Origin of the sequence: Pseudidiomarina sp. WS423, assembly GCF_050750165.1 — a bacterium.
Lineage (GTDB): Bacteria > Pseudomonadota > Gammaproteobacteria > Enterobacterales > Alteromonadaceae > Pseudidiomarina > Pseudidiomarina fusca.
In genome coordinates this window covers 1-13,461 of sequence record NZ_JBOJLN010000005.1, presented here as the reverse complement: position 1 = coordinate 13,461, position 13,461 = coordinate 1, and the positions used below count along the sequence as shown (strand labels likewise).

13 protein-coding genes are annotated in these 13,461 nt (G+C 47.2%); 9 read left to right on the top strand and 4 right to left on the bottom strand.

The window, feature by feature from the left end; translation table 11 throughout:
• Nucleotide 1: 1 nt before the first annotated feature.
• Nucleotides 2-373, top strand: a complete 372-nt coding sequence (locus ACQ661_RS06245) for a VanZ family protein (RefSeq protein ID WP_313932829.1) — start codon at nt 2-4, stop codon at nt 371-373.
• Nucleotides 374-414: 41 nt separating this feature from the next.
• Here ACQ661_RS06245 and srmB read toward each other — a convergent pair whose 3' ends face one another.
• Nucleotides 415-1,629: an ATP-dependent RNA helicase SrmB gene (srmB, locus tag ACQ661_RS06240; protein WP_110075807.1), complete on the bottom strand. Its 1,215-nt coding sequence runs from the start codon at nt 1,627-1,629 to the stop codon at nt 415-417.
• Nucleotides 1,630-1,675: 46 nt separating this feature from the next.
• Between srmB and ACQ661_RS06235 the strand changes: the two genes are divergently transcribed.
• Entirely contained in the window at nt 1,676-2,425 is a 750-nt protein-coding gene (locus tag ACQ661_RS06235; RefSeq protein ID WP_431667957.1) for a tRNA1(Val) (adenine(37)-N6)-methyltransferase, read from the top strand.
• Here the strand turns inward: ACQ661_RS06235 and ACQ661_RS06230 are convergent.
• From ACQ661_RS06230 to ACQ661_RS06220, 3 genes are read right to left on the bottom strand one after another with little or no spacing between them, the layout of a single operon-like run.
• Nucleotides 2,422-4,098 (bottom strand): dipeptidyl-peptidase 3 family protein, encoded by a 1,677-nt coding sequence (locus ACQ661_RS06230; RefSeq protein WP_431667956.1) that lies wholly within the window; start codon nt 4,096-4,098, stop codon nt 2,422-2,424. The two genes, ACQ661_RS06235 and ACQ661_RS06230, sit on opposite strands and share 4 nt — an antisense overlap.
• A 19-nt stretch (nt 4,099-4,117) precedes the next feature.
• Complete coding sequence (rdgC, locus tag ACQ661_RS06225; RefSeq protein WP_110075804.1) at nt 4,118-5,002, bottom strand: recombination-associated protein RdgC; 885 nt, start codon at nt 5,000-5,002, stop codon at nt 4,118-4,120.
• Between the two features lie 23 nt (nt 5,003-5,025).
• Complete coding sequence (locus tag ACQ661_RS06220; RefSeq protein ID WP_431667955.1) at nt 5,026-6,768, bottom strand: sensor histidine kinase; 1,743 nt, start codon at nt 6,766-6,768, stop codon at nt 5,026-5,028.
• A gap of 182 nt (nt 6,769-6,950) precedes the next feature.
• Here ACQ661_RS06220 and ACQ661_RS06215 point away from each other — a divergent pair, with 182 nt between their 5' ends.
• From ACQ661_RS06215 to ACQ661_RS06185, 7 genes are all read left to right on the top strand, one after another.
• Complete coding sequence (locus ACQ661_RS06215) at nt 6,951-8,213, top strand: mechanosensitive ion channel family protein (protein WP_431667954.1); 1,263 nt, start codon at nt 6,951-6,953, stop codon at nt 8,211-8,213.
• An 80-nt stretch (nt 8,214-8,293) separates the two neighbouring features.
• Nucleotides 8,294-9,067, top strand: coding sequence for a DUF3450 domain-containing protein (locus tag ACQ661_RS06210; protein ID WP_153826187.1), 774 nt, complete (start codon nt 8,294-8,296; stop codon nt 9,065-9,067).
• 3 nt (nt 9,068-9,070) lie between these two features.
• Nucleotides 9,071-10,438, top strand: a complete 1,368-nt coding sequence (locus ACQ661_RS06205; RefSeq protein WP_431667953.1) for a MotA/TolQ/ExbB proton channel family protein — start codon at nt 9,071-9,073, stop codon at nt 10,436-10,438.
• Between the two features lie 8 nt (nt 10,439-10,446).
• Nucleotides 10,447-10,968, top strand: coding sequence for a MotA/TolQ/ExbB proton channel family protein (locus tag ACQ661_RS06200; RefSeq protein ID WP_153826222.1), 522 nt, complete (start codon nt 10,447-10,449; stop codon nt 10,966-10,968).
• A 12-nt stretch (nt 10,969-10,980) separates the two neighbouring features.
• Nucleotides 10,981-11,388: an ExbD/TolR family protein gene (locus ACQ661_RS06195; protein WP_110075798.1), complete on the top strand. Its 408-nt coding sequence runs from the start codon at nt 10,981-10,983 to the stop codon at nt 11,386-11,388.
• Between the two features lie 2 nt (nt 11,389-11,390).
• On the top strand, nt 11,391-11,999 hold the full coding sequence (locus tag ACQ661_RS06190; protein ID WP_431667952.1) for an energy transducer TonB: 609 nt from the start codon (nt 11,391-11,393) through the stop codon (nt 11,997-11,999).
• 26 nt (nt 12,000-12,025) lie between these two features.
• Nucleotides 12,026-13,294: a tetratricopeptide repeat protein gene (locus ACQ661_RS06185; RefSeq protein ID WP_431667951.1), complete on the top strand. Its 1,269-nt coding sequence runs from the start codon at nt 12,026-12,028 to the stop codon at nt 13,292-13,294.
• The last annotated feature ends 167 nt before the right edge of the window (nt 13,295-13,461 follow it).

Below are 13,461 nucleotides of genomic sequence, written 5' to 3'. Positions count from 1 at the left end.
CATGACAACAAAATTAGTGGTGGCCAGAATTGTCTTTGTGATGGTCTTAATTGCTTTGTCGATGGCTTTTTTGATGCAAGTATCAACGGGCGGTATACCGCGCTTTGAACATGCCGATAAAGTCGTGCACTTTGCTGCATTTTTTGTGTTAGCACTGACCTTTCATCGTGCATTTCCTATTCCTATCGGTGCCGCCCTAGTGGTCCTTACGCTGTACGGGTTAGCCATTGAGTGGGCACAACACCTGTTGCCTTATCGTAGTGCCAGTGCTGGCGATTTATTAGCTGACGCGGCTGGAGCTGTTAGCTATTACGGTTTATTTTGGTGGCGTTTTGAGCGTAAACGTAAGCGCAACCAACAAGTTGGTTCTTAGCATAAAAAAAGCCCTTAACTTGGTGGTTAAGGGCTTGTTAATTATTTCTTCTTCGTTGCAGCGGCTTTCTTCTTGGCCTTCTTCTTCTTGCTCTTACCTGGCATCGGAAACTTAAACTGAGGGCGCAGATCGTCAAACACCCGCCGTTCCATCTTCACTTTCTGATAGCGCTCAATCCTACCCAGTAAATCAGCATCATGGGCTTCAACAATAGCGATAGCTAAACCGCTCTTACCGGCACGACCGGTACGACCAATCCGATGCAGGTATACATCGGCTTGTTTGGGTAAATCTAAGTTAACTACCAACTCGATATCTTCAATATCAAGACCACGAGCAGCTACATCAGTCGCTATCAAAATACTGTCGTTGTAGGTTTCCATGCGTGCAATAATTTGCTGGCGTGCATCTTGTGGCATGTCGCCACGCAGGGTCATCACTTTAAAACCTTGTTGCTGAAGCTTACCGGCTAGCTCTTCTACTTTTTCACGAGTACGCACAAAAATCACCCGCCGCCCCGGTGTTGTTTCTAAAATACGAACCAGCAGTTTAAGTTTATGTGCCGCATCATCGGCTTGATACCAGCGCTGTAGAATTTTACCTTTTTCGCGTTTGGGCGGCTCAATGGTTAAGAGCTCCGGCTCTTTTTGAATTTCCGCAGAGAACTTGGTCACCCCTGGGCTTTCAAGAGTGGCTGAAAACAACATGGTTTGCTGAAGTTGACGCGCTTCGTTAACCAATTGTTTCACTGCAGTACTGAAGCCCATGTCCAACATCCGATCGGCTTCATCAATAATCAGCCACTCCACGTTATCGAGTTCGTATTGGTCAGCTCCAATAAGATCAAGTAAACGCCCAGGTGTTGCTACTAAAATGTCATGGTTAGCTTCGAGTTGGGCATGTTGACTACCATAATTGACGCCGCCAGTAATTAATACGGTGCTGAGCTCTGTGGTTTCATTAAATGCATCGGCTTGTTCGGCAATTTGTTGAGCTAGCTCACGAGTGGGCGCTAAAATAAGCACTCGCGCTGAGCCCGGTTTACGGCGTGGAAAATCCAGTAGATGTTGCAAGGCTGGCAGCAAAAATGCGAGGGTTTTGCCGGTGCCCGTAGGCGAACTTACGAGTAAGTCTTGACCACGTAAGGCGGCTGGAATAACTGCTTGCTGCACTTTTGCAGGCTTGTTAATGTCTGCGGCACGCAGCACATCGATGAGTTCGTCATCGAGTTCGAGTTGTTCCCAATCGGGTGTCATGATCCTATCCTGTGCAAAGCGCCTTAGCGCGGAGTCAAAAAGACAAATGAGTTTTCAATGCCGACAATTTTACCTCAAAGATGATCACTGTGCGATGAAAGTTAGCACTGATAGTCTTTTACTAGGGTCTTGGGCTGTCGTTCAGCCCCATGAAGCCACCTTAGATCTCGGCTGTGGTTGTGGTATTTTGGCATTGATGATGGCGCAACGAGGGGCTGCACCTGTGGTGGCACTAGAATTAGATGCTGCTGCTGCAGCGCAAGCGCGAACCAATGTGGCAGCTAGCCCATGGCCGCAAGTCGTGCAGGTAGAGCAGGCCGAGGTGGTGAATTGGTGTGTTCATCACGCTAGCTATGCCGCAGCTACTGAACAAGATGATGCTAGCAAGCTGCCGGCACAATTTGCTCATGTGATTTTTAATCCACCTTATTTTGCAGCTCACTTGGCTAGTGATGATCAACAGCGACGCTTGGCGCGCCAAGGGCAAGGAGCGGTTTGGTCAGATTGGTTACAGGCGGCGAGCCACGTACTAACGGCCACGGGGCGAGTCAGCTTCATTGCCCCAGTGCTAGCCTGGTCGGCTATCCTAACGGCAGCTAGCGCGGTGCAACTGCAGGTGAGCCGTTATTGTGAAGTTCAAGCAACGCCGAATAAGCCGGCACGCTTGCTGTTGATTGAATTGCAGCGGGGGAATCAAAGGGGCTTACCCCCGCCACAGCAACTTTGTATTCGTAATCAAACCAATCAATACACCGATGAGTTTAAACAACTCACCGGTGCATTTTACTTGAACTAATTCAAGCCAAGCACATGATTACCTTGATTAAAGGTGATATCTACTGGAATGTCAGCAGCAGCCAACCGGTCTAAATCAGCTTGTAATTGCGGGCCTACGTTACCCATGGTGTCAAATAACTCACCCACCCCTGCGTAATCGCCATCACCTTGTAAGGTCAGAATTTTCTCTGAAAGGCTGTTCATGGCGCTGCGCATGGCATCCATATTGACCGAATACAAACCATCGGCATTACGGCTAAAGGCGCCGGCTTGCTCAAAGTAATTGAAGCGAATCATATTGGCTTTACCATGAGCACTCGAAGCACCAAAGCGAACCGAACGGAAAATACCAGCTAAGAAAGTAGTGTAATAATCCTCGAGGGCACCTTCCGTGATCACGCCAGCTTCAAGCAACTGAGTGACCATATACAAACCAAGAATATCGGCTTTGCCTTCTTCGAGCGCTGATGCATGCTCTTTCAGTGCTTCACGAACAGTACCCGAAGCATTAACTAGGTTCTTAATCCCTAGTCCGTGTGCCACCTCGTGGAACATGGTGTTGGCAAAAAACGCATCAAACGTGATGTGTTGGCGTTGCTCTGGCACAATCAACTGCTCAGCAATAGGAACCAAAATGGCGTCAAACTTGGCGCGCATTGCATTTTTTAGTTGTAACCGCCGGGTGCCTTTTTCTAACTGAACTTGCTCATCGTTCGGTAAGTTAATCGCGATGGTTTTGCTACCGGCATTAGAATGGCCGGCATAATACACCACGTCATAGGCATTCAGTTGCGCACCTGCGCCAGGTACTTCAGCTTTATAAGCAGCTGGTACGGGGAGATTACGTTGTAATTCTGGCAAATGCTGAGCGTAAATGGCTAAACGCTCACTCCAAGCTAAGTCTTTGATCAGTACATATGACTCAAACGCAGCACGATAGCCGTACAGTTGATCTTCGTAGCTCTCGATAGGGCCAATAACCACATCAACCATGTTCTCGGTCATATCCATCCAAGCAAAATCAGAGGCTTGATAATCGTTACTTAAAAAAGCGTCGGCGCGCATTTCTAGGTATTGCTTAAACTGAGGGTCTTGGGCAAATTCAGCCGCTTCGCGCAGCAGTTCAGCGGCTTGCGTTAACTGCTCGCGGTACGCTTCATGGTAAGGTAGCGCATAGAGTTTACCTGCAGCATCGCGACGAACCAGCGTGTATAGGTCTATCTTGCCAGCGAAGTCCGCCGCCTCAAATTCGGCTTTCGTCATGTCGGCCGGATAAAAGTTAGCCCCAGCAGGTTTATCCGCAAACCCAGTCAGAAAAGGTTGATCGTTATTTAATCTATCCCAGGGGCCATAGTTGATTTCAGTAAAGCGTTTAACCTTGCTGTCATCCAATTGGCTTAGTAATTGGTCCTTATCACCGGCGTAAGCTTGTTGCCAAAATAAGTCATCCATGATCTCAGAGACTTCTATTAGCAGTTCCACCATATGACGTTGGCGGTCGGTTAAATGACTCAAATCCGCGGTGAGGTCCATCGGGTAATAAATATCTAAACGCTGCTCGGCGCCGCTTACTAGACTAGCGGTAACCTGGTCACTATTGGCTTTTTTTACTGGCGCTGGCTCGCTGCAGCCGGTCAAAGCTAGGCTGGTGGCAAGGGCTAAGCTAGACAGAGCAAGGGTGATTGGTTTCATGACTGGTCCTTGATATATGTTATTTAAATAAACCGACTAACTGCGGGAATAACGCTTTAATTTCGCCACTTAATAGCGCAAAGTCTGCGTCAATCTTCTGCTCTGCAGTGGCATCTACCAGTTTATCTTGTTCATCCAACATCAGATCGGTAGGTTTAAAACGTTTGATTGCTAGATCTTGTTCCAACACAAAGTTCACCCGCTGTTGCCATTCTAGCGCTATTTTGGTGGCTTGTTTACCATGTGCCAAATGGGTCTCGATTTCAGTTCCGGTTAGTTCGTGTTGACGGTAACGCACAATACCATCGTCGCTATCACGTAGCTCAACTTCAGCGCCGAAAGTAAAGCCGGGTGCAATTTCAGCTTGCTTTAACCATTCGGTAAAGTAGAGCTCCGTTGGCTGTTCACAAAACCAAGGTTTTACCGGTAAGCTCCCTAAGCTACTGCGCAGCAAGCCAAGGAAATCTTCTGCTTTGTTGGCTGCTGAAGCATCTACCACCACAATCCCTAAGTCGGTATCCAACATCCCCCAAGTATTGCGAAAACGGCTAAAGGCTTGAGGTAACAAGCGTTGCGTAATGTCTTCTTTGAGATTCTGTTTTTCTTTGCCGACAACTTTACGGCCTTGTTCTGCTTCAATGTGCTCTAAAGCTTCTTCTAGTTGGGCCTGAATAACTGCGCTGGGTAGCACTTTTTCTTCTTTACGGGCACAAAATAGATAACTGTTGCCAATTTGGTGCGATAGCACCTCATGCGCGGTGCCAAAGGGGGAGGTCCAGCCGAAACTGGCGAGCTCTTGGCGGCCGCAAGCACGAAATGGATGCTGCTGCAGGCGCTCGTCAAGGTTGTCAGGAAGGCTAAAATCATCGCCTAAGGTATAAATCCGTAAGTTACGGAACCACATAATAGATCCTTGTATGTATTAGGTTACTCGGTGGGGTCAAGAAACGTCAGCGGAAACTCAATAACGTAGCGTAAGCCTTGGTTAGGAGCACTTTCAGCACGAATCTCACCGGCTAACGTTTGGGTTACTAAATTGCGCACAATGTGCGTTCCTAGCCCACTACCACCTTGCTTTTGCTTGGTGGTAAAGAAGGGGTCGAACAATTGTTTTAACTGCTGCTGATCAAGGCCCTTACCGTTATCTTGGTAGATAACATGCAAGCGATCTTGGCTGCGGGTAATAGTAATGTCTATGTTACCTTTGGGTTTGGCCTCAAAGCCATGAATAACTGAGTTCATGATTAAATTAGTAAAGATCTGCGCCAGAGCTCCGGCGGGGCAGCGCGCTTCTAAATGTTCTGGGCAAGAAACGCTGATCCTGTGCTCGGTATGACGTAATTGCGGCTGTAAGGCCTGTATCACATCAGTTAGATACGCTTTAATATTTATATCACGAGTGGCTTCAGAGGTTTGATCCACGGCGACCTGTTTGAAGCTAGAAATCAAGTCAGAAGCTCGGGCTAAATTACGTTCAACCACGTTCAATGCTTCTTTGCCTTGCGCCAAGAAGGTTTCTAATTGCGTTTGCGTGAGCTCACGATTGTGCAACGCTTGCTCGGTATCTAACAAGCGATCGCGAATTAAGGTAGCAGCTGTTACCGAAACCCCAATGGGGGTATTCACATCGTGTGTGATACCCGCCACCAAGCCTCCTAGCGAAGCCATTTTTTCAGATTCTAACAGTTGATCTTGGGCTCGTTCTAGAGCACTTAATGATGTTTGTAGACGCTGATTGGTTTTTCGTAACTCAGACTCGACCGCTTGACGTTGACGAATTTCGTTTTCCAAAGAATCTTGGCGGGTCTCAAGTTCATGTTTGCGCCGCTCTAAATCAATCACAATACGCGTAATGTTGCTGGTTTTGCGGGCGACTTCTTGCTCTAGAATATTGTTTTGCTCGTCTAGCTTCTTGTTTGCTTGCAACAGTTGCTGTTCGGTTTGTTGTAGACCCTCTTGATAGTCGTAAAGGGTATCAATGAGTTGATTGTAGGCTTGCTCTAATAAAACAAACTCAGTGTTGCGTTGATCACGTAGGTGAACTTTTGAATGCTCGAGGTCATCCAGGCGGAAGTTTTTAATTTGATCGATTAAATCTGCCATAGGGCGGTTGAGCATGCGGCTAAAAGCTAAGCTGAACAGTAAGATCAGAAAAGTACTCTTAATCAAGGCACTGCCAATAATAAAGTACAAGCTGACTTTGATACGTTCGATGGCAATGTCGCGCGTTGAAAACAAAGTTACATCACCGACCAGCGTTGAATCGCCAGAAAATTCAAAAACTAGGGTAGAAAAATAGCCAAAGACGCCATCGCGTTCATTCAGTTCAAAGGCTTCAGTAGGGCCATTTGGCAATTGTGAGATAGGGATGGTTTGGCCGAGCTCAATCACCACTTTGCCAGTGTCGTCACGAATAATTAGGCCCGCAATGGCTGGAATATTGATAAGGCCGTCAGCAATGGCATCAATTTGTGGCGAGTTATATTCCCACAAGGAGCGTGCCAAGGGATAACTAAAGGTGCTCTGCTGATTCTGTAATTCTTGGATTAACACCGACTTAGTATCAAAATATTCACCCACCACTTGGATAGAGGTGACCAGCAATGTCAGTACAAAGTACACAGACAAGACGCTGGTTAACAGTGATTTTGAAATACTTGATGTTGACATGCAGGGTTCCGAGAATGCTTTCCTTCAAGGTAAATGATCTGGGTTGGTTTCGCAATCCTAAGTGACCCCTACGGACCTAGCTTTTTGCACTCAGTTTACAGTTACAGCCAGCGGTTGGCTTGCTAGTCTGTGTGCTTTGCGGAATACTATCGATATCAACTAACAAGACCGGAAGGTTCCTCATGGAGAAATATTTAGAGCAGATACAAACTTGGCTAACGGAGCATCCAGACATGGATACGTTAGTGAAGTTGAGCTTGCTTTTAATCGGTGCCTGGTTAGCAAATTTTATTGTCAAAAAAGTACTGTTACGCGGTGTGCTTACCGTGATGACTTATACTCCCGCCGGTAAAGATAGGGAGTTGTTAGAGCGAAATGTGATTGCGCGTATTTCGCATGTGGTGCCAGCGTTGGTGTTGTCCTACGGTATCTTTTCGGTGCCAGGATTACCTGAGGCTGCCGCCATAGTCGTCAGTAATGTCAGCAAAGCCTTTATTGTATTGACTATAGCGCGTGCCATTAGTGGCGTACTCAATGTGATTAATACGCTGTATGAGCGCCAACCGGATGCACACGAACGCCCCATCAAAGGGTATTTGCAGGTTGTTACGATAGCTATTTATGCCATTGCCACTATTTTAGTGATAGCTGCGTTGATTGATAAATCCCCAGTGATCTTGCTATCGGGCTTAGGCGCCATGGCAGCGGTATTGATGTTGGTGTTTCAGGATACCTTGCTATCTCTGGTGGCAAGCGTACAAATTTCTTCAAACGACATCATTCGCGTCGGTGACTGGGTAGAAATGCCTAACTTGAATGTCGATGGTGATGTGATTGACATCGCTTTGCATACGGTTAAGGTTCAGAACTGGGATAAAACCATTTCGACTATTCCTACTAAGCGCTTTATTTCGGATCCCTTTAAAAACTGGCGTGGCATGCAAGAGTCCGGTGGGCGGCGCGTTAAGCGTAGTTTGATGTTGGATCAAAACAGCGTGCACTTTTTAACAAAAGATGAGTTACAGGGGCTGCGCCGCTTCCGTCTCTTGAAAGACTACCTTGCCAATAAACAGCAAGAGATTGATGAGTGGAACCAAAAGCTCAAAGAAGAAGGCAAAGAGCCGGTCAACACCCGCCGCATTAGTAACATAGGTACCTTTCGAGCCTATTGCTTAAACTATTTGAAGAATCACCCGCGTATTCATCAACAGATGACGCTAATGGTGCGCCAACTCAATCCAACCGCAGATGGCTTACCGTTAGAAGTCTATTGTTTTACAGCAACCACCGAATGGGTTGCTTATGAAGGCATTCAGTCCGATATTTTTGACCATTTGATTTCGATCCTGCCTGAATTTGGCTTACGGGTATTTCAACATCCTAGTGGGGTGGATATGCGCGAAATGGTCACGCAACTTAAACAAAACCGTCACACTGAAACATAAGTGACATATTAGAGTCACTAAGCTGTCATATTTTTGCAGTATCTTGCGCCCATCAATCCTGACATGCGCAAGGTACTGTTATGAAACTTTCCTTTGGTCTTTCGGTGATTGCAGCAGCTCTCCTCGCTGTACCTGCAATTGCCCAAGATAAATCTCTCGAGCCGGTTGTTGATGCTGCTAATGCCATTAACTCAGCCGCTAAAAATTCTCAACTTACCATCGAAAAGATTGCTGATACCACGCAAGAGCGTATGGCTCAGTATAAGCAGATTAGTCGCCAAATAGAGGGACTAGAGGTTTATACCATGCAGTTGGAAAAGCAATTGCGAGCGCAACAGAACGAACAAGCTGAGCTGAATGCTTCTATTGATGAAGTAAGCGTGGTTGAACGACAAATTACTCCGTTGATGTTACGCATGATTGATGCCTTAGCTGCTTTTGTTGAGCTTGATGTGCCATTTTTACCTACCGAGCGAGCTGAACGGGTGGCTGGCTTGCGTGATTTGATGGACCGCGCTGACGTGGATGTTTCTGAGAAATTTCGACGGGTGATGGAAGCCTACCAAATTGAAGCAGATTACGGCCGTAATATTGAAGCCTACAATGGTGAAATGGACGTAGCTGGACAGGTGCAAGACGTTGAATTTTTGCGTATCGGTCGCACCGCACTGATCTACAAAACTCGTGATGGCAGTTCGTTAGGTTTATGGAATCAACAGCAACGCCAGTGGCAACCGCTTGATTCAAGCCATCAAAGTGCCGTGCAAGAAGCCTTACGTATTGCGCGTAAACAGCTAGCCCCAGACTTACTGATGCTTCCTATTTTTACCTCTGAATTAGCGGCGGGAGAATAAGCCATGATGAAACATTTGCTTGGCGCCGTAGCGCTATTGTTATCAACATCGTTAGCGGCGGCTCCAATCGTTAGCCCACAAGAGCCGATTAACTTAGACCAGTTGTTGCAGCAGTTGCAGCAAGGACAGTTCTCGCAGTCAAAAGAAAACCAAGAACGCGAAGCGCGTTTTCAAGCACAGGCAGATCAGCAAGCACAAATCTTGCGAGAAGCCATAGCGAAACGAGATCAACTTGAACGTTTAAGTGAGCAATTAGAAACCAACTTTGAACAAAACGAAGTCGCGTTAGCCAATCTAACCGATACCCTTACTCAGCGGATGGGGTCATTGCGAGAGCTGTTCGGGGTGTTACAGCAGGTTGCCGGCGATGCCAGCAGTAAATTGCAATCCTCTTATGTGTCCGTTGAATATCCAGGGCGCAGTGATCAATTAGCCGATTTAGCGCAAAAAATGGGATCAGCATCTAAGTTAGCATCTATCGAAGAAATTGAATCGGTTTGGTTAGCTTTACTACAAGAAATGACTGAAACCGGTAAGGTGAGTCAGTTTGAAACCAGTGTCACCTTAGCCAATGGTGAGAAAGTGGTGAAGCCGGTAGTTCGGGTGGGCGCTTTCAACATGGTTGCTGATGGCAAATACCTAGAGCTTGTGCCGGGCACTGACACAGTCGCAGAACTAGTTCGTCAGCCGGCAGCGCGCTATTTATCAAGTGCGGAACAGTTGCAGCAAGCGCAACAAAACCCAGTTACCTTTGGTTTAGATCCTACCGGCGGAGCTATTCTTGGGCTGTTAGTCCAAGCCCCTGATTTACAAGAACGTATCGATCAGGGCGGCACTGTGGGCTATATCATTTTGGCGCTAGGTGCAATTGGCCTACTAATTGCGCTGGAGCGCTTCGTTACCTTAACCCTGGTTGGCGGCAAAGTTAAACGTCAGTTAAAGCAGTCGGCACCGCAACAAGATAATCCGTTGGGCCGCGTGATGGCGGTACAACAGAAATACCCTGAGGTTGATACTGAAACCTTAGAGCTCAAACTCAGCGAAGCGATTTTACGTGAAATTCCGAAAATCTCGCGCAACCTAACCTTTATTAAGATCATTTCAGTGGTCGCGCCTTTAATGGGCTTACTAGGTACGGTAACCGGTATGATTAATACCTTCCAAGCCATTACCTTGTTTGGTACCGGCGACCCGAAACTGATGGCGGGCGGTATTTCGCAAGCCTTGGTTACCACCGTATTGGGCTTAGTTGTGGCAATTCCGATGACGCTATTATTTGCCACCCTTAACACCCGTAGCCGCAACATTGTGCACGTATTACAAGAGCAGGCGTCAGGCATTATTGCGGAGCGTTCTGAGCGAGGCCAGTAATCATGTTTATGGTTGAGTTCTATAGTGCAATCCAAGACTTTATCGAGACCGGCGGCCAAGTGTTGCTGGTTATCGGGGTCCTGATTTTTGTGATGTGGTTGATGATTCTGGAACGGATCTTTTACTACAGCAAAGGCCATCGTCAGCAAGTTAAACAGGCGGTGCAAAACTGGCAACAACGAAGTGATAAGTCGTCTTGGAATGCGGAACAAATACGGCAAGCGATGATTTCTCGAGTATCGCTGGCGCTAGGAGGCAATCTTGCCGTGTTACAAGCCATGGTGGCCCTGTGTCCGCTATTGGGCTTGATGGGTACTGTGACCGGCATGATTGAAGTTTTTGATGTGATGGCAGTGGCTGGCACCGGCAATGCAAGGTCGATGGCCGCTGGGGTATCGAAAGCAACCATACCTACCATGGCAGGCATGGTTGGGGCACTGTCTGGGGTTTTTGCGACCACCTGGCTTCAACGCACGGCAAAACGCGAACGTTTAAAGCTTGAAGACCGACTCTTGCTGGAACACCACTAAAGGTAATTTCTGATGAAACAACATTTTGCTAATTTGATGGATGAAGAAGAAGCGCAGATTGATATGACCCCGATGTTGGACGTGGTCTTTATTATGCTGATTTTCTTTATTGTGACTGCCAGCTTTGTAAAAGAGTCAGGGATTGATGTGAACCGCCCGGAAGCAGCCACAGCGGTGCAAAAAGACCGCGCTAATATTCTGGTAGCTATCAGTGATAGCGGTGAAATTTGGATTAACAAGCGCCAGGTAGATGCACGTGCTGTGCAAGCTAACATTGAGCGTTTATATGCTGAAAATCCGCAAGGTTCGGTGGTGATTCAAGCTGACAAAAAAGCTACTACTGAAACCTTGATCAAGGTGATGGATGCAGCTCGTGCTGCTGGTGTTTTTGATGTTTCAATTGCAACCCAAGAAGAATAGTTATGCTTAGATTTTTCGCAGCATTGTTGGTGGCGTTGGCGGTAACTGCGGGCCTGTTCTATCTGATGCAATCACTCATAGCCGGAGGTGAGGGAGCTATGAGCGAACCACCTAAAGGTAGTGTGTTGGACTTTGTCCGAGTCAAACCTGACGAAGTGGTGGAACAGAAAGAACGTAAACCCAAACGACCACCAGAGCCAGAGCAACCACCACCGGATATGCCTCAGCCGCAGCTATCTAATAGCGATCTGGATAGTAGCGCAGGAGCGATGGATTTCTCGGCAGATATTCAAGCTGATACCGGCTTGTCGGGCGGTATTGGCTTAGATACCAGCGATGGTGAGTACTTACCGATAGTTAAAGTACAAGCTGTGTACCCACGCCGGGCTTTGCAACGAGGGATTGAAGGCTACGTGGTGGTGGAATTTACAGTCACCAAGCAAGGCACGGTGCGTGACCCTTATGTGGTTGAAGCCAGTCCTGAAAGTATTTTTGACCAAGCAGCCTTAGACGCGGTGCTGAAATTTAAATACAAACCTCGAGTGGTTAACGGCGAGGCAGTAGAAGTTGCTGGGGTGCAAAACCGCTTAACGTTTGCGATTGACCGATAATTAAGGTCATGGTGAGGATAGTTATTATGGGTAAATTATTAAAAGTAGCCATTATTGCCACGGTGCTGTTAGCCGCAGTAAGCAATCAAGCTGCCTGGGCTCAAGAGCGTAAGAAAACACCTGCGCTAAGAGAACAGGTTTATAGTCAACTTGCCCGTGCCCAAGAACTCGCAGATGCAGGTGATGTGCCAGCAGGTCTGCAAGTATTGCAAGCGGTGGAGCAAAAACTAAGCAGCATGAACAGCTATGAACGTGCCATGTTGTGGAATTTTTATGCCTACATGCATTATGGCCAGGATAATATCGATCAAGCTATCGTCTATTTTGCCAAAGTTGTTGATGAAGAAGCACTGCCGCTAGCGCTCGAGCAAAATACCCTTTATAGCTTGGCGCAGTTGGCACTGGGGCAAGGTAACTATCAGCAAAGTTTAGGCTATCTAGAGCGCTGGCAGCAGTTGGTGCCGGTTGATCAGCATAGCAAAGCTTTTGTGTTAAAAGCCCAAGCGCTTTACCAGGCGGGCGATTATGCGGCGGCTTTAACGCCTATCACTCAGGCGATTGATGAAGCTGTTGATAAATCTCTGATTCCTGAAGAAAACTGGTTGGTGTTACAACGTGCTATTTATTTTGAGTTGAAGCAAACAGACCAGGTGGCCAAGGTCTTAGAGCAGATGGTGCGCTGGTATAATAAGCCGGAATATTGGGTTCAGCTAGCTGGAGTTTATGGTCAGCTAGGCGAAGAAGCCAAGCAACTGGCGATGTTAGAAGCAGCCTATCAACAGGGCTTCTTAGTGAAAGGCACCGATTTATTGAACCTAGCACAAACTTATTTCTTCAGTGACTTACCCTACAAATCCGGTCGAGTGTTAGAGCAAGCGTTAGCAGACCAGAAGGTTGAGCGCAACCTACGCAATTTGAAAATGTTGGCGCAAGCTTGGGTAGCAGCGCGTGAAACTGACAAAGCGGTAGAGGCCTTAGCTGCGGCAGCTGAGCTTAGCGACGACGGTGAATTAGATGCTCAACGTGCCACGGTGCTGCTCAATGCCGAGCGTCATCAAGCAGCGATTGCTGCGGCGCAAGCTGCGCTAACCAAGGGAAATCTGCAACAACCTGGCACCATGCACCTTGTGATAGGGATGGCTGAACTTAATCAGGAAAATTACAATGCGGCGTTGCAAGCTTTTGCACGTGCTAAAGAATTTGAGCAATCACGGCGCACCGCAAGCCAATGGCAACGTTATGCAGAAGCTGAACTTGAACAAGCGCAGCGGTTGGCTGAAATAAATCGGTCATGATTATTTCATAAAACTGACATACGGTAATGAAACTGTCATAAAGCTGACATAACATAGCTCTCCAGGTAGAAGATATGCTATATATCTTGTGTGAATCATCACTAAACTGGCGAGCTAAGTTATGGCAATCCGTGCTAAAGCAAACGTTATCTTTCCTTCACTAGGGC

Bases quoted from the DNA above. Each gene is read 5' to 3' on its own strand.
- ACQ661_RS06215 (WP_431667954.1), top strand. From the start codon at position 6,951: ATGGAGAAATATTTAGAGCAGATACAAACTTGGCTAACGGAGCATCCA.
- ACQ661_RS06205 (WP_431667953.1), top strand. From the start codon at position 9,071: ATGATGAAACATTTGCTTGGCGCCGTAGCGCTATTGTTATCAACATCG.
- ACQ661_RS06200 (WP_153826222.1), top strand. From the start codon at position 10,447: ATGGTTGAGTTCTATAGTGCAATCCAAGACTTTATCGAGACCGGCGGC.
- ACQ661_RS06245 (WP_313932829.1), top strand. From the start codon at position 2: ATGACAACAAAATTAGTGGTGGCCAGAATTGTCTTTGTGATGGTCTTA.
- ACQ661_RS06210 (WP_153826187.1), top strand. From the start codon at position 8,294: ATGAAACTTTCCTTTGGTCTTTCGGTGATTGCAGCAGCTCTCCTCGCT.
- srmB (WP_110075807.1), bottom strand. From the start codon at position 1,629: ATGACACCCGATTGGGAACAACTCGAACTCGATGACGAACTCATCGAT.
- ACQ661_RS06220 (WP_431667955.1), bottom strand. From the start codon at position 6,768: ATGTCAACATCAAGTATTTCAAAATCACTGTTAACCAGCGTCTTGTCT.
- ACQ661_RS06230 (WP_431667956.1), bottom strand. From the start codon at position 4,098: ATGAAACCAATCACCCTTGCTCTGTCTAGCTTAGCCCTTGCCACCAGC.
- ACQ661_RS06185 (WP_431667951.1), top strand. From the start codon at position 12,026: ATGGGTAAATTATTAAAAGTAGCCATTATTGCCACGGTGCTGTTAGCC.
- rdgC (WP_110075804.1), bottom strand. From the start codon at position 5,002: ATGTGGTTCCGTAACTTACGGATTTATACCTTAGGCGATGATTTTAGC.
- ACQ661_RS06235 (WP_431667957.1), top strand. From the start codon at position 1,676: ATGAGTTTTCAATGCCGACAATTTTACCTCAAAGATGATCACTGTGCG.
- ACQ661_RS06195 (WP_110075798.1), top strand. From the start codon at position 10,981: ATGAAACAACATTTTGCTAATTTGATGGATGAAGAAGAAGCGCAGATT.
- ACQ661_RS06190 (WP_431667952.1), top strand. From the start codon at position 11,391: ATGCTTAGATTTTTCGCAGCATTGTTGGTGGCGTTGGCGGTAACTGCG.